Origin of the sequence: Vibrio gazogenes (assembly GCF_002196515.1) — a bacterium.
GTDB lineage: Bacteria > Pseudomonadota > Gammaproteobacteria > Enterobacterales > Vibrionaceae > Vibrio > Vibrio gazogenes_A.
The window spans coordinates 2699756-2719902 of record NZ_CP018835.1 but is presented as its reverse complement, the minus strand read 5'-3'; the positions used below and the strand labels follow the sequence as shown (position 1 = coordinate 2719902).

Annotated in this window: 27 protein-coding genes; 18 read left to right on the top strand and 9 right to left on the bottom strand. The window is 45.8% G+C overall.

The window, feature by feature from the left end; genetic code table 11:
- Positions 1-74: 74 nt before the first annotated feature.
- Genes BSQ33_RS12430 through phoB form a run of 3 tightly spaced genes read right to left on the bottom strand, consistent with a single transcriptional unit; the run spans position 75 to position 3075 of the window.
- A complete protein-coding gene (locus BSQ33_RS12430) occupies positions 75-1046 on the bottom strand; it encodes a PstS family phosphate ABC transporter substrate-binding protein (protein WP_021020744.1) in 972 nt (323 codons plus the stop codon).
- Complete coding sequence (gene phoR, locus BSQ33_RS12425; RefSeq protein ID WP_021020743.1) at positions 1043-2344, bottom strand: phosphate regulon sensor histidine kinase PhoR; 1302 nt, start codon at positions 2342-2344, stop codon at positions 1043-1045. The genes BSQ33_RS12430 and phoR overlap by 4 nt, the downstream gene beginning before the upstream one ends.
- 41 nt (positions 2345-2385) lie before the next feature.
- Complete coding sequence (gene phoB, locus BSQ33_RS12420; protein WP_021020742.1) at positions 2386-3075, bottom strand: phosphate regulon transcriptional regulator PhoB; 690 nt, start codon at positions 3073-3075, stop codon at positions 2386-2388.
- Between the two features lie 309 nt (positions 3076-3384).
- On the opposite strand from phoB, the gene rdgC reads away from it, so the two are divergent.
- The 3 genes from rdgC (at position 3385) to BSQ33_RS12405 (ending at position 6237) form a co-directional block, all read left to right on the top strand.
- Positions 3385-4296 (top strand): recombination-associated protein RdgC, encoded by a 912-nt coding sequence (gene rdgC / locus BSQ33_RS12415; RefSeq protein ID WP_088134201.1) that lies wholly within the window; start codon positions 3385-3387, stop codon positions 4294-4296.
- Positions 4297-4580: 284 nt separating this feature from the next.
- On the top strand, positions 4581-5981 hold the full coding sequence (gene yegQ / locus BSQ33_RS12410; RefSeq protein WP_021020740.1) for a tRNA 5-hydroxyuridine modification protein YegQ: 1401 nt from the start codon (positions 4581-4583) through the stop codon (positions 5979-5981).
- A gap of 1 nt (position 5982) precedes the next feature.
- Entirely contained in the window at positions 5983-6237 is a 255-nt protein-coding gene (locus BSQ33_RS12405) for a YfhL family 4Fe-4S dicluster ferredoxin (RefSeq protein WP_021020739.1), read from the top strand.
- A 91-nt stretch (positions 6238-6328) separates the two neighbouring features.
- Here BSQ33_RS12405 and nfsA read toward each other — a convergent pair whose 3' ends face one another.
- The 5 genes from nfsA to BSQ33_RS12380 all read right to left on the bottom strand — a co-directional run bounded on the left by nfsA (position 6329) and on the right by BSQ33_RS12380 (position 11440).
- Positions 6329-7051, bottom strand: a complete 723-nt coding sequence (nfsA, locus tag BSQ33_RS12400; protein WP_088134200.1) for an oxygen-insensitive NADPH nitroreductase — start codon at positions 7049-7051, stop codon at positions 6329-6331.
- Positions 7052-7075: 24 nt separating this feature from the next.
- A complete protein-coding gene (locus tag BSQ33_RS12395; RefSeq protein ID WP_088134586.1) occupies positions 7076-7408 on the bottom strand; it encodes a DUF1904 domain-containing protein in 333 nt (110 codons plus the stop codon).
- A gap of 886 nt (positions 7409-8294) precedes the next feature.
- Positions 8295-9674, bottom strand: coding sequence for an ATP-binding protein (locus BSQ33_RS12390; protein WP_088134199.1), 1380 nt, complete (start codon positions 9672-9674; stop codon positions 8295-8297).
- A 186-nt stretch (positions 9675-9860) separates the two neighbouring features.
- On the bottom strand, positions 9861-10814 hold the full coding sequence (locus BSQ33_RS12385) for a tyrosine-type recombinase/integrase (protein ID WP_088134198.1): 954 nt from the start codon (positions 10812-10814) through the stop codon (positions 9861-9863).
- Complete coding sequence (locus BSQ33_RS12380) at positions 10811-11440, bottom strand: LexA family transcriptional regulator (RefSeq protein WP_198298100.1); 630 nt, start codon at positions 11438-11440, stop codon at positions 10811-10813. The genes BSQ33_RS12385 and BSQ33_RS12380 overlap by 4 nt, the downstream gene beginning before the upstream one ends.
- Positions 11441-11607: 167 nt before the next feature.
- Here BSQ33_RS12380 and BSQ33_RS12375 point away from each other — a divergent pair, with 167 nt between their 5' ends.
- Positions 11608-11835 carry a hypothetical protein gene (locus BSQ33_RS12375; RefSeq protein ID WP_021020732.1) on the top strand — a complete coding sequence of 76 codons (228 nt, stop codon included), beginning with the start codon at positions 11608-11610 and terminating at the stop codon, positions 11833-11835.
- Positions 11832-12029 carry a hypothetical protein gene (locus BSQ33_RS12370; RefSeq protein ID WP_021020731.1) on the top strand — a complete coding sequence of 66 codons (198 nt, stop codon included), beginning with the start codon at positions 11832-11834 and terminating at the stop codon, positions 12027-12029. The genes BSQ33_RS12375 and BSQ33_RS12370 overlap by 4 nt, the downstream gene beginning before the upstream one ends.
- Positions 12030-12139: 110 nt before the next feature.
- On the opposite strand, the gene BSQ33_RS12365 is transcribed toward BSQ33_RS12370, so the two are convergent.
- Complete coding sequence (locus BSQ33_RS12365; protein WP_021020729.1) at positions 12140-12460, bottom strand: hypothetical protein; 321 nt, start codon at positions 12458-12460, stop codon at positions 12140-12142.
- A gap of 27 nt (positions 12461-12487) precedes the next feature.
- Here BSQ33_RS12365 and BSQ33_RS12360 point away from each other — a divergent pair, with 27 nt between their 5' ends.
- The 13 genes from BSQ33_RS12360 (at position 12488) to BSQ33_RS12305 (ending at position 20104) form a co-directional block, all read left to right on the top strand.
- Positions 12488-14368 carry a replication endonuclease gene (locus BSQ33_RS12360; RefSeq protein WP_088134196.1) on the top strand — a complete coding sequence of 627 codons (1881 nt, stop codon included), beginning with the start codon at positions 12488-12490 and terminating at the stop codon, positions 14366-14368.
- A 2-nt stretch (positions 14369-14370) separates the two neighbouring features.
- On the top strand, positions 14371-14550 hold the full coding sequence (locus BSQ33_RS12355; protein WP_088134195.1) for a hypothetical protein: 180 nt from the start codon (positions 14371-14373) through the stop codon (positions 14548-14550).
- Positions 14543-14926, top strand: coding sequence for a hypothetical protein (locus BSQ33_RS12350; RefSeq protein ID WP_088134194.1), 384 nt, complete (start codon positions 14543-14545; stop codon positions 14924-14926). Before BSQ33_RS12355 ends, BSQ33_RS12350 begins: the two co-directional genes overlap by 8 nt.
- Positions 14926-15408: a hypothetical protein gene (locus BSQ33_RS12345; RefSeq protein ID WP_088134193.1), complete on the top strand. Its 483-nt coding sequence runs from the start codon at positions 14926-14928 to the stop codon at positions 15406-15408. Before BSQ33_RS12350 ends, BSQ33_RS12345 begins: the two co-directional genes overlap by 1 nt.
- On the top strand, positions 15395-16054 hold the full coding sequence (locus BSQ33_RS12340) for an ATPase (protein WP_088134192.1): 660 nt from the start codon (positions 15395-15397) through the stop codon (positions 16052-16054). Before BSQ33_RS12345 ends, BSQ33_RS12340 begins: the two co-directional genes overlap by 14 nt.
- Before the next feature lie 244 nt (positions 16055-16298).
- The gene (locus BSQ33_RS12335; protein ID WP_088134191.1) at positions 16299-17105 is read left to right on the top strand and encodes a major capsid protein P2; all 807 of its coding nucleotides are present in this window, start codon (positions 16299-16301) and stop codon (positions 17103-17105) included.
- A gap of 10 nt (positions 17106-17115) precedes the next feature.
- Positions 17116-17382: a hypothetical protein gene (locus BSQ33_RS12330; RefSeq protein WP_021020721.1), complete on the top strand. Its 267-nt coding sequence runs from the start codon at positions 17116-17118 to the stop codon at positions 17380-17382.
- Positions 17383-17391: 9 nt separating this feature from the next.
- Positions 17392-17550 carry a hypothetical protein gene (locus BSQ33_RS21590; RefSeq protein WP_157721391.1) on the top strand — a complete coding sequence of 53 codons (159 nt, stop codon included), beginning with the start codon at positions 17392-17394 and terminating at the stop codon, positions 17548-17550.
- On the top strand, positions 17547-17768 hold the full coding sequence (locus BSQ33_RS12325) for a hypothetical protein (protein ID WP_088134190.1): 222 nt from the start codon (positions 17547-17549) through the stop codon (positions 17766-17768). Before BSQ33_RS21590 ends, BSQ33_RS12325 begins: the two co-directional genes overlap by 4 nt.
- Positions 17765-18178, top strand: coding sequence for a hypothetical protein (locus tag BSQ33_RS12320; protein WP_088134189.1), 414 nt, complete (start codon positions 17765-17767; stop codon positions 18176-18178). The genes BSQ33_RS12325 and BSQ33_RS12320 overlap by 4 nt, the downstream gene beginning before the upstream one ends.
- Positions 18178-18654 carry a hypothetical protein gene (locus BSQ33_RS12315; protein ID WP_088134188.1) on the top strand — a complete coding sequence of 159 codons (477 nt, stop codon included), beginning with the start codon at positions 18178-18180 and terminating at the stop codon, positions 18652-18654. Before BSQ33_RS12320 ends, BSQ33_RS12315 begins: the two co-directional genes overlap by 1 nt.
- A complete protein-coding gene (locus BSQ33_RS12310) occupies positions 18651-19265 on the top strand; it encodes a hypothetical protein (RefSeq protein ID WP_157721390.1) in 615 nt (204 codons plus the stop codon). Before BSQ33_RS12315 ends, BSQ33_RS12310 begins: the two co-directional genes overlap by 4 nt.
- Positions 19262-20104, top strand: coding sequence for a hypothetical protein (locus BSQ33_RS12305; protein WP_088134186.1), 843 nt, complete (start codon positions 19262-19264; stop codon positions 20102-20104). Before BSQ33_RS12310 ends, BSQ33_RS12305 begins: the two co-directional genes overlap by 4 nt.
- Positions 20105-20147 lie beyond the last annotated feature (43 nt).

Below are 20147 nucleotides of genomic sequence, written 5' to 3'. Positions count from 1 at the left end.
ATTTTTAAATATTAAACACAACAACGTCAATGTGTGAAAGGCGATGATGTTGTCACCTCACCGTCTTTTGCATTTCAATTTAATCCGACTTTCGCCAACTCTTGTCTGGCGATTTGTGGCGATACCGGGACATAGCCATCTTTCGCAACCAGCGCCTGCCCTTCCCGGGAAAAAATAAAGCGAATGAATGCTTCCTCAACCGGTGAGAGTGACCGCTCCGGATTTTTATTGATATAAATATAGAGATAGCGTGATAACGGATAGTTTCCGGACAAAATATTATCCCGGTTAGGGAAAATATAATTTGTCCCCTCGCGAGATATCGGAACCAACCGAACCCCGGAAACCGAATAACCAATACCAGAATAACCGATGGCATTCATCGAGGACGCAACCGACTGCACCACAGAAGCAGAGCCGGGCTGTTCGTTCACTCTCGGGCTGAAATCACCGCCACACAACGCATGATTTTTAAAATAACCGTAAGTCCCAGACACTGAGTTACGCCCGAATAACTGGATGGCACGCAGCGCCCAGCGCGCTTTGATGCCGAGCTGAGACCAGCTTGTCAGATGCTGAGTTTCCCCACATCGTAGTGTCGTAGAAAACATCGCATCGATTTGCTGAAAACTGAGTCCCTTAATCGGGTTATCCTGCCGGACGAAAATCCCAATGGCATCAATCGCCACGCGCAGAACCGTCGGTTTATAGCCATATGTTTGTTCAAATGCCCCGACCTCCCGGTGCCGCATTACCCGACTCATCGGACCCAATTGAGCGGTCCCTTGTATCAATGCCGGTGGTGCCGTTGACGAGCCGGAAGCCTGCACTTGAATATTAATATTCGGATAATAAGACTGGAATGCTTCCACCCACAAAGACATGACACCCGCCAGCGTATCGGACCCGACCGACAAAAGGCTACCGGAGACACCAAGCTGTTTCTGGTACTCAGGCAACGACTCAGACAGTGTTGCCGCTTGCAGCGACCAACCACTCCACCAACACACCAGCCCCCCCCATAACCAGCGCTTGACTCGGCTCATGACTGCACAACCAGACGTTTGGGTAATACAAACGAAAACCGACTGCCGACACCAACTTCACTGTGAATATCAAGATGTGAGTCATGATGAGAAAGGGCGTGTTTCACGATTGCCAGCCCAAGCCCGCTGCCACCTGTATCGCGGGAACGCGCTTTATCGACTCGGTAAAAGCGCTCCGTCAGACGGTGTAGGTGCTGCGGTGCGATGCCTTCCCCTGAATCTTCAACTTCCAGACATGCGCCCTGATAACTGGCATACCAGCGCACATGGATATCTGCCTTGGGAGGCGTATATTTCACCGCATTATAAACAAGATTAGAGACTGCGCTTCTGAGCTGATCGTCATCGCCCAACACTTTCAGGGTTTGATCCACTTCAAAATGCAATTGATGTTGATTGTCACCGCTGAGGCTCATGGCTTCTTTCTCCAGCACCTTAAGCATCGCAGGAATATCCACCACTTCATCCAATTCATGCATTGGCGCCGCTTCGATCTTCGATAAAGTCAGTAACTGATTCACCAGACTATTCATCCGACTGAGTTGCTCAGTCATGACCTGATGCGCCTTCTCCCACATCGGGCCACCGAGCATATCGGGATCTTCAGTCATCTCAAGATATCCCTGTAAAACCGTCATTGGCGTCCGCAATTCATGAGAGACGTTGGCGAAGAAGTTTCTCCGCATGCCTTCCAACTGCTTCAACTGGGTCACATCACGCACCACCAGCAAGTGTTCACCTTTGGTGTAAGGCACAATCCGCAGTTCCAGCATGCGATCAACATTCAGCGGAGAATGAATCTCCAATGGTTCGGTAAAATCATTCTTTTCGAGGTATTTAATAAAATCGGGCGCCCGCAAAAGATTCGATATCGGCTGGCCTTCATCTTCGGGCCAACGAAATCCCAACAGGTTCTGAGCGAGGCGGTTACACCAGACGATATTGCCTTCATCACGGAAGACCACCACACCATCGGGCAACGATTCCGCACCGTTACGGAAACGTCGGATCAGGTTTGCCAGCTCTTTGCGTTTTTTACGCTGATGCTGTTGAAGATGGTAGATACCGTTAAAGAGATATTCCCATTGTCCTTTGCCAGATGGCGGACCTAAACGGCGCTCATCCCACAGCCAGGCAGAAAGACGGACTTGATTGCCCAGATGCCAGAGGAGTTGAATGACTGTCGCGATCAACAACAGCCAAGGCATGTAGCCAAAGATCCAGCCGACCAGAACCCAAGGACAGTAAAAAAAAGCCAGCCCCCAAGCCAGCCTTTTCCATGTTAGACGTTCGACCATCTCACTCCTCTACGATGCTTCAACCAAGTCATCAACATCAGTTATGCTTTCGTTGAAAAACGATATCCGGCACCACGGACCGTCTGAACTAATTTATCGTGTCCGGCATCTTCCAGTGCTTTTCTCAAGCGACGAATATGCACATCCACAGTCCGGTCTTCGACATAAACATTCGTGCCCCAGACATTATTCAGTAACTGTTCACGGCTATAGACCCGTTCTTGATGCGTCATAAAGAAATGCAGCAACTTAAACTCTGTCGGCCCCATGTCCAGCGCTTTATCATTGGCTGTCACCCGATGCGACACCGGATCAAGTTTGAGCCCCTGAACATCAATGACATCTTCCAGCGCTGTCGGCGTCACACGTCGAATCACAGCTTTGAGTCGCGCGACCAGTTCTTTCGGAGAAAAAGGTTTCGTAATGTAATCATCAGCACCGACTTCGAGCCCGCGAACTTTATCTTCTTCTTCTCCGCGAGCCGTCAACATCACAACCGGAATATTGCGGGTTAACTCATCTCGTTTCATGTGCTTGATAAAATTAATGCCACTTCCTCCGGGAAGCATCCAATCAAGTAAAACAAGATCAGGGAAAGGTTCTGCCAGTTTGTTAATGGCGGTCTCATAGTCTTCAGCTTCAACCGCCTGATAACCTTTTTGTTCAAGGACAAAACACAACATTTCCCGAATGGGTGCTTCGTCCTCAACCACAAGAATCCTTCTGGACATATCCGATTAGCCTTTGTTTTTCTATCAACGCTTTGCATTATTAAAAATAATTATGACACTTTTGTGACCTTTGAAAACAAATTTTCACATAACGTTCGTCGCAAATTCACAGATAAGTGCTTTCGCAGATAAGCGCTCTGGCGCAACAGCCTGAACTATCGATGTTTATTGTATCGATTCCTACTGTCATGGCGGGTTTTCAACAGTATTAAGGAAGTTAACCGGCTCCAGAGATTGCAAATCGGCTGAGACATTTATTTGCTTTTAGCCTATGATATTCGCCCTTGATTATGGGACAAGAGAGACTTTATGTGGTTTAAAAACTGTATGGTTTATCGTGTAAACAGCGATATCCACTTCAATGCCGATCAACTAGAAAAACAACTTCATGAATTCCGCTTTACACCATGCGGCAGTCAGGATAAGCAGAAATTCGGCTGGACAAGTGTGATGGGAAAAGATGGGGATATGCTGACTCATCTTTCTGAAGACCGCATCCTCGTATGTGCCAGAAAAGAAGAAAAGCTCTTGCCGGCATCGGTGATTCAAGATTCTCTTGCGAGTAAAGTAGAAACGCTTGAGGCGGAAGAAGGCCGCCCCATCAAAAAGAAAGAAAAAGATACGCTCAAAGAGGATATCATCATTGATCTACTCCCGCGTGCGTTTAGCAAAAGCCAATATACCTATTTGCTCATCTTGCCTTCACTAGGGTTAATCGTGGTCGATGCGGGAAGTTATAAAAAAGCAGAAGAAGTCATTTCTCTGCTACGTAAAACCATGGGTAGCCTACCGGTTATTCCGGCAATCCCACAAAATGCCGTCGAAACCACGCTCACCGAATGGGTTCAAGGCGGTCAGTTACCGACAGGTTTTCAATTGCAAGACGAAGCTGAGCTAAAATCTTTACTGGAAGATGGTGCCGTCGTACGTTGTAAAAAACAGGATCTGACCAGTGACGAAATTATGAGTCACATCACTGCCAACAAAGTGGTAACCAAGCTGGCGCTAAGCTGGCAGGAGAGAATCACATTTGTACTGGCCGACGATGCGAGCCTGAAAAGAGTACAATACAGTGATGAGCTGAAAGATCACAACGAAGATATTCCCCGTGAAGATCGTGCCGCTCGCTTCGATGCCGATTTTTCGTTGATGTGCGGTGAACTCAGTGCTTTTCTGCCGAACCTGTTTGAAGCATTAGGTGGCTTACCCGAAGCTGAGTAACACAGACTTCATTCACATGAAATGGTTAAAAAGCCAGCCGTGGGTAAATCCTGCTGCTGGCTTTTGTGTTTTCCAACCCGAACAAGTGTGACCATGTCGCACCGCTTTTGATGACCGCACTGTTTATCGTCTCCCTTTCATTCTCTCAATGAGCCACCAGAATTCATCGCTAAATCCATCCGAAACAAAGCTAGGATCACAACCTGTTTTGACGTAAAATTCGCCCCCTCCGGTACCATCAGGTGGTATCGGCCTGACTTGTGATCAGATTTGGAATAGAAGCAATGACAATAGAAAAAACATTCGTACCAGAACTCCTTTCTCCGGCAGGTAGCCTCAAAAATATGCGTTACGCATTTGCCTATGGCGCAGATGCTGTCTATGCAGGGCAACCCCGATACAGTCTGCGGGTTCGTAATAATGAATTTAATCATGAAAACCTGAAAATCGGGATCGATGAAGCCCATGCTCAGGGAAAAATGTTTTATGTGGTCTGTAATATTCAGCCGCATAATTCAAAACTGAAGACGTTTATCCGCGATTTAAAACCCGTTGTCGATATGGGGCCGGATGCGCTAATCATGTCTGATCCGGGCCTGATCATGATGGTTCGGGAAGCCTTCCCTGACATGCCAATCCACTTGTCGGTTCAAGCAAATGCCGTCAACTGGGCAACCGTCAAATTCTGGTCAATGCACGGCGTCACCCGGGTTATCCTCTCCCGAGAACTGTCTCTCGAAGAGATTGAAGAGATCCGGGAAAAATGTCCGGACACCGAACTGGAAATATTCGTTCACGGTGCACTTTGTATGGCCTATTCGGGTCGTTGTTTACTGTCCGGATACATCAACAAACGCGATCCGAATCAGGGAACATGCACCAATGCCTGCCGTTGGGAATACAAAGTCGAAAAAGGCACAGAAGACGAAGCCGGCCAGATCGTCGAGCAATTTGATCCGAATTCGCCACAAGCGATAGAAGTGCAAAACGAACGTCCGGAAAACACCATTGGTGCGGGCAAACCGATAGATGATGTGGTGTTACTGTCTGAGAGCCATCGGCCAGATGAAAAAATGGCGGCTTTTGAAGATGAGCACGGCACCTATATTATGAACTCAAAAGATCTACGTGCGGTACAGCATGTCGAGCGCCTCACGAAGATGGGGGTTCATTCCCTGAAAATCGAAGGCCGGACAAAATCATTCTATTATTGTGCACGGACGGCTCAGGTGTACCGTAAAGCAATCGATGATGCTGTGGCAGGCAAGCCTTTTGATGAGACGCTGCTAGGCACACTGGAAAGTCTGGCACACCGAGGTTATACCGAAGGTTTCTTACGTCGCCATACGCATGATGCTTACCAGAATTATGACTATGGGTATTCAGTATCGGATAGTCAGCAATTTGTGGGTGAATTTACCGGTAAACGTCGTGGTGATTTGGTTGAAGTTGAGGTGAAGAACAAATTCTGTCTGGGCGATAGTCTGGAGCTAATGACACCACAAGGGAATATCGTATTCACACTGGAAGCGATGGAAAACCGCAAGAGTGAGACAATTGATGACGCCAAGGGAAATGGTCATTTCGTTTATATTCCTGTGCCTGAAGACGTCAAGCTCGATTATGCATTACTGATGCGCAATCTGAACGTTGGTCAGGATACCCGTAACCCGACAGGCAAGTGATATGGCACTTTTGATCACCAGTAAATGCACCAATTGCGATATGTGCGAACCTGAGTGTCCGAATAATGCGATTTCATTTGGTGAACATCTTTATGAAATTAATCCGGATCTTTGTACCGAATGTAAAGGTCATTACGATCAACCGACCTGTCAGTCGGTTTGTCCGATAAGCAATTGCATCATCACAGATCCAGACCATATTGAAACAGAAGATGAACTGCTGGAAAAATTTGTCATTATTCAAGGGCTGACCTGATAATCTGCTCATGCCCCTTGTGTAAATGATGATAGTCTCAGATTGTTCACGAAAAAAAGCCCAATTAAAAAATTGGGCTTTTTTATCGCTGTTATTTTTTGGCTAATCCCTTACTGTTCAGGTAATCCCGAATAAAAGGTCTTTGCTCTTTACTCAGTTTGGTGGTGACTTGATCAGACCATGCTTGCTGCTTTGTATTCGTCGAGCGGTGCTGGTAGTAGTTTTCCATTCTCTGGTCATACTCATTGATCAGCGCGTGATCTAATGGCTGATAGCTGTTTTCATGAACAATGACTTGAGGACTCAGACGTGGTTTCAGCTCTGGATCTTGAGCCGGATATCCCAAACACATCCCAAACAAGATCGCGGTAGATTGTGGTAATCCCAATAACTCATCGACTTCTTTCGGAGCATTGCGCAAGCCACCAATATAAACACCACCGAGCCCCATCGACTCCGCTGCGAGCAAGCAATTCTGCGCCATAATCCCGGCATCAATCGCCCCAATCAAAGTGAGCTCAGTATATTCCGACTGAACATTTGGATTCAGTGAAGCATGACGTTGGTAATCAATGCAAAAAACTAAAAATTCTGCTGCACTTGCCACATAAGACTGATTTCCTGCAAGTTCAGCTAAAACCCGCCGTTTCTCCTGATCCGTAACTCGTATAATAGAGACAGTCTGTAACAAACTTGAAGAAGACGCTGCAATCCCAGAAGCAATAATGGCATCCATCTGTTCTGTTGTGAGTGGTTTCTCTTGAAAGGAACGAATCGAACGATGGTTCTGGATCGTATCAATGACTGGATTCATCTTAAATTGTCTCCATTTTCTCAATTAATAATGTTGCGCATTATCATAGTAATCTGTTTGGTTCAGTGCTGTAAAAATAACAGCAACATCTACCTCTTCTCCTATCACCTCTCTGACCTGTTGCGTAATAACTTGTGCAACCAGATCCTGAGTCTCCTGCCCCCGATCAAACCACAACACTTCAACAAAAGGATAAGCTTGAGAAACCTCCCCTTCTTGGAAGAAGGTGGTGTATATATATTCGAATGTAAAATCTTCACGGGGAGCATTCATCGGGGACGGTAGTTCATCCGCCAATGTTTTTGAAAGGTGCTGAACTGTCTGCGGTTCAACCGCGCGAAATCGAAAATGGGGCATACTGACTTCCTCTTTTTCAGCAAATGATACCATTTTTCCCTAATGCTGTTGAGAGAACGAAGAATAAATAATCATCAATCTTGTTTTCCCCTAAAGCAACAGTTTATGGGAAAGCTTATCTGAGTTGACGTATCGGGCGATTCTGAAACAACAAAGTTTCTATAATGCTCTATTTTGTACCCATCTATTTTATTTTTGTTCAAGACACAAAAAACCCGCTCAATGAGCGGGTTTCGTTTTGCATAATTATGCAATTTGTAATGGCAGGGGTGGAGGGATTCGAACCCCCAACACGCGGATTTGGAAAACCTTTTACCCTACTAATAAATCAATGAGTTACAAAAAGGGGAAATTTCGTTTCAGGCGTATGTGGGCGTATATGGTTGTAATAAGTAATATATAAATGTAAAAATACCAGCATAGAACGGTATTGCATATTTCTTTTAAATGAATAAAAAATACAAAAAATAGCTTTTTATTGATTTTAATATCAGTGTCGTAATAACAAGCGATGATCACTATAATGATGTTATAGATAACGCCATTGTTCAGTGTTAAGTAGAGAAAGGGACAACGATACAACGTCAAGAAGTCAGAGAACGGCTTATCTTGGAAGCTAAGAGGGCAGCTAAAGTCGTCCGCATAGACAGAAAAGCTTTCCGGATACTATTTTATGTGAAGGCAGCGAAAGCCGAGAAAAACAGCCGAAAGCAAAATGCAATATAAAGAATTTGCAAGAAACTATCACTTATAGCGCTTTTGTTCTTGGCGCTGGTTTAACTAAAATCATAAAGTTATTCAGAACGAAATAATCCTCTTGCTCATATGCAAGAGGAAAACTGTTGATTTCTCCGGTTAGAGTTTACCATCCAATTACCTAGAATTGTTAACTCTTCTGCCACGCAAATGATCGACCAACCCTGCCCGGTACTGGTTCGATTTCCCCCCTATCTCTAAGTCGATAAAAAACATCTTTCATAGTGTTTTCAGACTTTATTCCTGTCAATTCTCGAGCAATTGCATTCGTTATGTTTTCATGTCCAGACAAATAATCCATTACCATTTGTTCAGGTGAAGAGAGAGATTCATGCCTTAAAATTACTATAACTGAAGCATCTGTCTCCGTTATCTCAGGTTCCTTGAGACGAAGTTTATTCATTGCTTCAAAGGCTGTCTTCAAACCCTCACCAACATCTTTATTCGGAGGGTTAGGAAACTTATTAATTAAGCGAATAATTTTAGGATTACGTGCACTTTGATCATCAAGGATATTCGCCAATGTAATATGCCCGGGGAGTCTACCCGGGCTTTCAATTTCAATGCGATTATCAAATATTCGAATATGAATATCTTTAGGTATGCTGTAATCACGATGAATTACTGCATTTGTAATGATTTCCTGAAGCGCTTCTTCAGGATACAAAATATTCTCTAAGCCATCAGGCCCTAACTTCTGAATTTTTTCAACAATTTCTTTTACTTTATTTTTGGCTGTTTCTATTAGGGTGTAGATATGACCTTCTACTGTGGTTGGATCGAAAGCCAATGTATCTCTCTCTCCTTCATCATTAGCTGTATGATAACGATAGATTTTTATTGCTGATCTTTTAGGTAGTATAGCTTGAGGTTCCTCTGCAAAAAGCAGTACTCCGGCAACTGTCGGCTTACCATCTATAAATACCAGTTGATTTTTTAGCCAAGACTCAGGTTCTGACATAGGAACAACATTAATCATGAATTCTATAACCACAACCGAGTTTGTTATATACTCATCAGGGATAGATAGAAGACTATCTTCAAATGTCGTAATTCCCTTATCGTATTTGAGCCTTTTTAATGCTTCTGTTGATTCAATAGGTAACTTTTGAGCTCCTCTTCGAATATAAGCTTTTTTGTTTGACGCAAATAAAATGTTACTGGTTTTATATATAGTTAAGTGTAAAATTAATCCTTGTTCACTATCGCAGCTATAAAAAACGGCCTTATAATGGTTGCCTAGTGGCGATAGCCTTTCAATCGCTTGAAGAAGGCCATTTGCTTCTTCAACATCATTAAAACCATTCCAATGCCTATCTTTTAGTGTCAGTATGTCATTTTCTTCAATTCCGACATATATTTCACCTGCACTCGTATTGGCAAAAGCGGATATAGTCTCAGTAAGCTTTGCGGGGCGAATAGCTTTACTTTTGAGGTCTAAAAAATGGCTTTCATCTAAGTATTTGATCCTATCAGCATCTTGTGCTGTAATTTTTTTTGTCTCGATCATTAAGTTTCCTTGCTTAGACCTTAGTTAAGTATCAAGGTGCTGACAGTATATTTTATACAGCTCCACTATTAATTCTTTACATATTACACTCATGACCCAATGAAAACTAATGTGCAATATCCAGTATTTCTCTTGTGTCAGGAAAAAAACAATATGGTTCAATATAACTCTTCAGAGATGGCATCTCTACTGATGCCTATTCAACGGATTCAACTCCACTGCATCACTTAAATGGCTTGGTGCCAAGTGAGAATATCGCATCGTTGTGGTGATCTCACTATGACCGAGGATATCTTTCAGCACTACAATATTTCCCCCTTGCATCACAAAGTGACTCGCAAAGGTATGGCGGAGCACATGAGACATCTGCCCTTTTGGAAGCTGAATCTGTGCTCTGGCAATGGCTTTACGAAATGCACTCAAGCTATGTAAAAATAGTTTCTCATCGCCACTTTTGCCAATATTTTTCAACTCGTTAAACAAAATTTCATTGATCGGGACTGTGCGGTTCTTGCCGGACTTGGTATTGAGGAAGGTAATTTTCCCTCCGGCCACCTGTGAGGCTTTCAGGTTTTCGGCCTCACTCCAACGGGCACCGGTGGCAAGGCAAACTTTAACCACATAAATCAGGGATTCATTACTGGATAGCTGACAGGCATGTAACAGGGTTGCGATTTCATCATGACTGAGAAAACGAAGCTCCCCTTCTCGCTCTTTGAACTGGCGGATATGTTGGACGGGGTTGTCATAATCGATCACACCGAGGCGCTTAAGCTCATTGAACATTGCCCGTAAGTAAGCGTGCTCTCGGTTCGCAGTGGTTGTACTGACTTCCTGTGTGCGCTGCTCGCGGTACTTGGCAAAGTGTTCATTGGTCAGGTCGGAAGCTATCGGATTACCGAGCCGTTCAGACATTCGATAAAGGAGTTTTCTCAAACGGATATGGTCACGAAGCGTCTTGCCGTGGAGCCGATACCAAATACTGACCATCTCATCGAGCCGTCGAGTATCTCGATTCGGGTGTAACTCTTCATCACGTAATGTCAGGGTGATTTCGTGGTTCTTGGCATCCCGTTCGCGAGCAAAAAAACGGTTTGGATCATGGGTGGTAAAAAACCCCCATTCGCTCGGCTTTATCATGCAACTTGCTTCACTCTCTGCAACACACGGACAACCTGACCAATAATTTTAAAATCCCCTTTAAAATCTTTACTTAATTCAATATTTTTATACCGCTCGTTATCGCTTGAAATCAGGAATTTCCCTTCCGCGTAGTCGTATTGAACCCGTTTGACTAAGACATCATTATCAATCCGAATCACACAAAGCCCGTCTCGTACTTCATCATGACGAACCAGAATCAAATCCCCATCATAAAGGCTGGGTTCCATACTATCGCCCATGACTTGAACAATAGAGAGCCTCTTACCATATAACCCCTGCTGACGTAACCAATCAGCACTAAAGCGAAATTCAGCAACAGGATTTTCATGTTCAACCAATGCACCATTTCCGGCACTCACCCGTAAATCATATTGGTAAATAATGACCATATTTTCATCTGGGATTTCGCCTGTGGTTAACCATTCTAATGACTTCCCAGAAGCATCAGAAATCGCAACTAATCGATCAAGCGTCGGATAGCTTTTTTCGTTCACATAATCGCGCAGGGTTGTGGCAGATACACCACTCATTTCAGAAAAAGAGCGATAAGAATGTTCTCCTAATGCCTCTTTAAGTCTTAAATGGAAATTTTTTAAGTACATTTTATTTTTATCCATCAATAACATAGGCCAAACCTTCCAAATTGTTCGCACGGATATCCGCGCAAAAAGTTGACTAGAGCGGATATTTGAAATAAATTAAAAAACGCGCGGATAATCGCGCACTGTATTTAAAAACCGATTACGCCCGATATTAGGAGGTTTGATCCATGTCTGCAAGCGTTCAGACAATCAATAAATTCTGTGAAGAAACCGGAATGAGCCGCACCAAAGTCAAAGAGCTAATCAATGACTGCATCATCCCCACCATTCCACAGGAGCAATCAGGCGGATTGGTATTGATCAACAAACTTGAGTTTGACCGACGGATCGCAGCAAATCAGATCATGCTGCCCATCCCGCCAAGAAAAAGAAAACTGTTGGATAGTGAAGCATGAAACACGAAATCAAATACCGCAAAAGCATGACAGGCGGCATTGTCTGCCAAGTCGGAAACATCAGCGTATTCATCGATGAAATCAAACGGGTAAACGGGGGCGAATGGCTCGCGCTGCACTCCTTTCACGGTGACATTATCGGTATGGCGGAAGGCCAGCAAGCGGATGATATAGAGGCGCAATTCTATGGATGAGCAGATACCAAAGCAACTCACTGAATTAAAACTGTTGGTAAAACGTAACCAGTACAAAAACGCCAAACTAGAACGAACCAAAGAGCTGATAAAGATGAAAGCTGAACGTATTAAGCGACAGGCCTAGGCAAAGGATAAACATAAATCATGTCAAAACCTTTTGTCGGATAGTTGTCTCGCTTGTTTATACATACAAAGCCTAACTGCTCCAATTTCTCGATTAATCCAAATCCTGCCATGAATTCAGATTCAATGATCCTGTAAGGCTCAGGGTTTCCAATTGTCTTCCAAGGTTTATCAAGGATGGCAAAACGCATAAAGCGACCATCATCATGATGGGATGACTGTTGATTATCAAGAAATGACATAAGCAAACGGTCAGCCTCAATCACGGCTGTTCTGTCGGATTCAAAAACGAGTTCTGTTTTCAAATTTATTTACCTGTATTGGATAAAGAAATGATTGTATCAACCTTTCAAACACATTTTTACCCGTTGTTACCGAAGCTTGTAGTCAGTGACATCAATAAGAAAGTGTATGCGCGTTCTCTGCGTGAAAACGCTACACGCGAAAGTCTTGAACGGTTTGCAATTGATATCACAAGAAAAAGCTTTCGTCTTGCTGAGTTCATCGAACATCGTTACCCGTTTACCAATCGCAGACTTGACCGTCAGGAATACAAAAAAATCAGCCGCTACAATGAGCGTAAAAAGAAGCGCACAGGCAAAATTCAGACAGGCATCAAAACAGAAATGCTTTCGCTCACTCATGACATTTTAATGATGGATGAGCAACGCAAAGAATACGGGCTTAAACTTGTTAATTACCTGCACAGACAGGTTTTGAATCATGAGGGTGACGGAGACGAAAAACATCTGGCACAAATCTTTGAGAACTTGGCTCAAATCGTACGCAGCCACCATATCACACCACCGCACGTATCGAAGAACCCGACCTTTGAGCAGTACTTTTCTGCAATCCAAAAGATGACTACTGACGACTGGATTCATACCCGTCTAGCACGTTTAAAGTTTGAATATATCGAATATTCACAAATCGCTCTGAACCGAGTTGGCCACCAAAAAAATCAGTCAAAATATGTCAGTGAAATGACGCTGAATAACTTCCTTGAAGCACAGGCCAGACAAGAAAAATTCTTAGCTGATTACTGCATTTACAACGAAGAGGATGATATCAGCGTCGATTTGCAAGAGGTGTTTAAATCCAGCACATCAAACCCTGAAAACCGCCGTATTGAAATGATGGTGAGAAGCCGAGGATTTGAAGAGTTAGCCGAATTGCAAGGCTATACCGCTGCTTTCATTACTTGGACGTTGCCAAGTAAATACCACCGCAACAGTGACAAGTGGAACGGAGCAAGCCCGAAAGATGGGAACAGAAACCTTATGGCGCAATGGGCCAGAGCCAGAGCGCAACTGGCGAAAAAAGGAATTGATTACTTTGGTTTTCGGGTCGCAGAGCCACATAAAGACGGCACCCCACACGCCCACTATTTTCTGTTCTGCAAAGCAGAAGAAAAAGAAATTATTGCTTCAACGTTGGAAGCCATTGCCATTGAAGAAGACAAAGACGAGCTGTTTTTCAAGGCCATGAAGGGTAAGCAGGTCAGACGGTTCAAGCCAGCGTTACGGGCGCGTTTCCTCTGCAAATACTGCGACCCGAAAAAAGGCGGGGCAACCTCCTACATTGCGAAATATGTAGCCAAAAACCTTAACGGGTCGCATATGTCTGACGCTGAGAAAAAATCCGCTCAATCAGTACGCGCTTGGGCGTCACTGTGGCGTATCCGTCAGTTTCAGCAATTCGGTGGTGCTCCGGTTTCAATCTGGAGAGCACTACGCAAAGTATCAGAAGAAGAAATTTTAACTTATGAGTGTGAACAGTTATCCGAGCTTCACAGCCATGCGGATAAATCACGCTGGAAAGAGTTTGTTCAGAATATTGGTAACGCCAAGATTGAGTATGAAGAAAAAACCAACCGCTATTTTGAGCCAGTAAAGAAAATCATTGGATTTTCATTCATGGGTAACACCATTTCGACTATCAAAGCGAAGTGGGAAATCATGCGTAAATCCGATGCGGAGGCTATCGCCAAAAGGCGCGGAGCGCCGTCTCGGAGCACTGAAAATAAGTGTAACCCTCCCTCAGAAACGGAAATTTCAACCCTTGAAAAAGCGCTTATCGAGGCCACCGGATGGAGCGTGAAAGGCGTTCAGTGTCTGATTGCCCCGTTGATGCGCGGGGCAACGATAGCCATTGACCGCTATGTCTCCCTGAAACTCAGCAATCACCGATTAATCACCGTTACAGACAGGTAAACATGAGCAAACTACAAGCAAAAACAAGCCAATTACTGGAAGAGATGGACACCGAAGCACAAGCCTATAAGCCCCCGTTAGGCTTCGGGTTTATCAAGCCGTGGCTGACCAAAACCATTTGGTTATTGAAGGCATTTAACCACCGACTCACCACACTTGAAGGAGACAACAAGCATGACTGAATCTGACGATATTCTCGGGTATGTGGTTTGCCATACCTGCAAACACCCCAAAGCCATTAAGCAAGGCAAAGGCAAACGCTCGGCCTTTGTTCACGGTCGCTGTGACTGTGGCCCAGATACCCGAACCGGCAAAGCAGCCCAAGCGGAAATGAAAGCCTTTCAGCCCCTTGAAGCGGTTCAGGCTCAGATTGACGAGATGAACCAACCGGAATCATTGCCAATCCAGACGGAAAAACAAACGGAAAATAAACCCAATCCGGAACCCAAACCAGAAGCGGAATCAAAGCCAATGACCACCCTTGCCTGCATGGGATTAGGGGGCGCTTTAGGCGTGGTGTTCGGGGGTCTGATTAAAGCAATCAAGGTGGTGTCTTAATGGAAAATCTAACGGAATATTCAGAAAACGATGCACAACATGAGATCGGTTTCGAAACCCATTCAAAAGCCGATGAAGATGCATTACTGAGTGAAATCACCGAGCAGGATTTTAACCCTGATGAAGCCATAGCCAAAACCGACCCCAAAGAGGCGGCAGCACTGGCAACAGGTGAAGCAACATCAATGGCGGTGATAGGCGTCACTGAAGAAGTGATCCGGCAGTTCGTACACAAAGATTTTGTATTTGATGAAGCCCAGGTTAAAGGGGTGGCAGGGGCAGCCGCGCCACTGTTTGTCAAATACGGGGGTGAGCTTCCCCCGTGGCTTGTCCAGTACAAAGAAGAGCTGACCTTTGTCATGGCTGCGGGGGCACTCGGGTTTTCATCGTATCATCAGGTGAAAGAACTCAAAGCCCTTGACCGAGCCAAAGAAATCCAAGCGGCCAAAGAGGACGGAGAGCCAGACCATGCAGCCGATTAACCCTAATAATGCGCTGCACAATGGTCATGTCTATGCGGTTGGGATGAGTGGCAGCGGTAAGACCTCAGCCGCAAAGAAACTCTTTATCCACGCCACCGATCAAGTCGCTATCTTTGATCCAGTCGGGGACTATACCGGCACACTGGCGGGGCGAGTCGTTCGGGGGTATGACAACATCAAAGACTTTGCCACCGCCATGATTGCAGGACGTAAAACACGGCAGGGGTTTAAGATAGCCTACCAACCGAAGCATGAAACCACCGTCAAAGACTTTGACCGCTTTTGTAGGGTGGTTTGGGGCTGTGGGAATGGTAAACATCCAAAGCCGCTCAAAATCATTTGTGAAGAAGTTGCCGAGCACAGCGAGAATGCAGGAAAAGCCACCGGTTATCATGGCAAAATTTTGCGACTGGGACGCAAGTTCAATCTGCATTCGATTAACCTGTTTCAGCGCGGTCAGGAGGTTTCCAAAACCATCATTGATAACTGTCAGCGCGCCTGTGTGATGATGCAAAAAACCCATACCAGTGCAATTTATTTAGAAAAAATGACTGGCATATCAGCCGATGAAATCGACCGGTTAAACCCGCTTGAGTATCTGCTACAGGATGGAAAAGCCTATCAAAAAGGGGCGATTCGATGGTGAAATGCGACTCAAATCACATTTATTCTAAACCCGATTCACAATCGGGTTAGGCATCGGTTGTGAATCGTGTGCTTTGATACAGACCGCCTAATGTTGGGCGGTTTTTTATTGGAGCAAACATGAGATTATCCGCAAAGAATATCGCTGTGGTCGGCCTGATTGCCGCAGTGGTTGCCGCTGGCGTGGTCTGGGCATCAAATAACGTTGATTCTGTTGAAGACGCGATCGGTTAAGGGGAGAGCGTATGAATTCAGTGATGCGACTTAATTCATTTACGGGCGTCGCCTACGGAGAAAAAGCCTCAATGGTGATCCCAACCGGCCCCGTCTATGAAGAAATCTTTCTTGAAACCAACCTGTCACCGGAGCAGATTAAACGGGTTTCGATTACCTTAAACGGTGATGAAATCATTGTCCTTGACGGCAAGTTGATGAAATCCCTTGAAGCTTACAAAGGGATGCCGTCAATTGATGGTTTTTATCATATTCCACTGGCTGACATTACCGCCAAAACGAAAAACGGGATGCGTTACACCGCCCTTGTGACCGAGGCCGGAGACAATATTATCCTTGAGGTGGAGATTGCACCGGATACGAGCGGCAATGCATCAGGTGTGGTGCTCAAAGGTCATGCGACCGTCTCCCCCGCTCAGGGTGTACGCATTGTCGTGCCGCAAATCAAAAAACAAACCATGCAAGCGACATCAACCGAAAACGAATTTCTCGATCTTGTATCAGGTCCGTTATTGCTGGTTCGTCGGATGCATTTCTTGTCAGAAACTGTGAACTCACTCGAAATTCACCGCGATTATATCAAGGTGTACGACACAACCCGCGCAGTTGAAACGATGCGTGCCAAACGCAATCGTCGATTCTGGCAATCAGGGATGTATCACTTCGATCCGATTATGCGCGGTTATTTTATTGATGAACTATTTCAGACCGCGCACACCAACGAGCTGAAATTTACGGTGAAAACCGACAGTGCTGTCGGCTCGATCCCGATCATTGTTGAGTCCGTCAAAATCGTTCGCCCCGACCTGATTAAGTAAGGGGGCAATCATGGCGTTCTTAGATGATTTAAGTAATTTTGGCTCCGGCTTACTCGATAGCGTCGGTGAAGGCTTCGACAACCTTGTCGGAGCCGCTACCAGTGATAACAGTTCGGTCAACGCCAATACCCAGCCACAGGCAACCCATCAGGCCGATGATAACGGCAACAAAGTCACACCGGCACCACAAGGCAATGACAAGACCCTCCTGTATATCGGGGGCGGTCTGGGTGCATTACTCCTGATTGGGATTGTGGTCATGGCGGCTAAAAAATAGGGGGCGGCAATGCCAATACCATTGATTTATCTGATCCCCGTTGCAACAGGGGTACTAGGGTTCGGGGGTGGTTTCTGGGCTGGCTCCGGTGTGGGGAAGTTAGTCAAGCTGTCAGCCATTGGGGGCGGGTGTTATCTCACTTACCGGCTGGTTAAGGAGATGAAATGATCCCAACTATCGGAGGCGGATTGACGAACTCCGGCACCATGCCGATTAATGCGGGCGGTGGTGCTGCCGGTGATGCAACGGCAACCGCCAGAAATTCCATCGGGGGCATCACCAACGGGGCGATTAACTTCAGCGGCAGTGCGGGACAGCGTTTGATGCAGAACCTGCCGATCATCCTTGTGATTGCTGCAATTACGTTTGTGGTGGTGAAGAAATGAAATTTACACTTATCCGCCCGAATCGGGCTGATATCAAAGCTCAGTTTTCTTTGCTCCGTCCGGCCTTCAACCGCCTGAAAGATGCAAAATATGAATACAAGTTTTGCTGTGATGCCGTCCTGAGTAAACGCGCCAGCTTCTACCAGTTAAAAGGTAAAGGGGTTGCGGTGCGCTTCGTCGGCTATGTGACCGATGAAAACGAATATCTGATTCTGGCGCTGACCGGCAAAGGGCTCAAACAAGCGGCACCCGTGATAATCGATGCGGTTCGCTCTCAAGGGTATCAATGCGTGAAATATCACACGGTTCGTCAAGGGATGACCCGAATTTTAAGACGCTTTGGTTTTGTGACGACTGAAACACACGGTGATGAGTCGGTCTTGTGTCTGCAATTTACAGGGGGTGATTAATGGGCGGTGGCGGAAAGTCAAACAGCAGTAACACAACCAATACCACATCGATCAGCGGCACCAATGCGGTACAAGGCGATAATCTGGGAATACTCCTGAGCGGGGTTCAAGGCAGTGTCGGAAATATTACCGTCACCGATCAAGGGGCGGTCAATGCGGCTAAAGAAACCGCCAAAAAAGCCCTTGAGACCAGTGCCGACACCACCAAAGAAGCGCTCTCTTTTGGTAAAAACTCGCTGAAAGAAGCATTTTCATTTGGTGAAAAGTCCCTGTCAGCCAATAAAAGCGCCATTGATGCAATCAAGTCGGTTGCAAATCAGGCCAGTGAAAACACACGCACCGCCCTTGCCGTTGCAGGTGCCGCCAAACAGCGTGAGCAGACAGGGCTGGATAACAGTAGTTACCTGACTCAGTTTGCAATCGCGGCCTGTGTAGTCGGTGGTGTTCTGGGTGTTGTCGCACTAAGGGGAAAATGATGATTTTACAACCCAATACTGAAACCCCGATCTCTGTCGGGGGACGGGGAAAATATTTGATTGTCCGGTCAACGACGGCACCGGTTTTTATTTCTGCCGACGGTCTGAAACCGCAGCGGCTTGAATCCGGGGACAGGATTCAGGTCACTGAGTTTGAGAATATGTTTCTGACCCATCATTCACCCGACACCGTGAATTTTGACTATCAGATTTCAGACTTAGAGCACAAACCGGCCTCCACGTCGGGGCTGGTTGTTCAGCGGATCATTGAACCGTTGAAATTTAATGCAAAGGTCACGGTTACTGACGGGCAAAAAGTAGAACTGATTTCCCCATCGGCCATGACCACTCAGCCAGATATTGAAATTGCTGCCGGCGAAAAAGCCAGACTGACCATAGGCGGGTATCGTCAACTGACAATTCAGGTCATCAGTGATGAAGTCACAACATTACGTATTGGTGACTTCAATGTGTCCAGCAATCGCGGCCTGATGGTGATGGGGAGTCATAATGCTGTCGGTTCTGTCTCATTGGATTTTTCAGGGGAGCTGTACGCCTATAACGCCAGTGCCACCCATGCACGCCTGACCGTTACCGGAGTGAAATCATGAATATTACTAATCCTGTATTCAATCAACCTCAAAACGGTATTGATGACATTACCGGTCTGAGTGAAAAGCTCACCGCACTGTCGAATAAGGATGCGCAGTTTATCAAAGATATTCTGAGTCTGAATCAGTCAAGCCAGCGTCTGACCCAAACCAGCCAGACGCTTGCAGACAGAGACAGCGAGCTGGAAAAGAAGATTGATGCAATCATCCATCAGACACCGGTCAGACCGACAAGTGCCCGGAATCTGTTGATTAATCCTGACTTTCAGGAAAACCAGCGCAATTTCAAAGGGGACTGGTCAGCACTCAAAACCGGGCAATACGGATTTGATTGTTGGTGCAAAACTGCATCGGGGATCGCCCAGATGGTTGAGGACGGAGACTATCAGCCTCAGACGGTTTATACACTGTCCGGGGAAAATATGACTACCCGGCAACTGACCAGCCCGTCATCGGGGCACTGGCGGATTGATGTTCCGGCAGGTGCCCGAAAAATCGTTCTCAGCGAAGGTAACACGGCAACGCCCTATCAGGCACCGGATCGGACGCTCAACCGTCTTATGTGCTGGGCGCGTTATTACGATGTCGGCAGCAAAGTCACCGCGACGCTGACTGAAGTTGGCGGCATGCGCTGGGCATATATTGAAATCACCCTGCCGGTACAGATGCGCACCAAGCCAACCGCCGGATATAACAGTTATAAGGACTTCAACCCAGCCCCGACTATCGGTACGTGGTCAAGCGGAAAACGGGTTTATGTCACAGGAAGAGCGACGCTCAGAGGGGCAGATCCGAGTGTTACAGGGCTGCGGTTTGATGCAGAAATCCCGCTGGCATAAGGCCATAACTATGACACTGAAATCAGTTTTAATTTTTATCGGA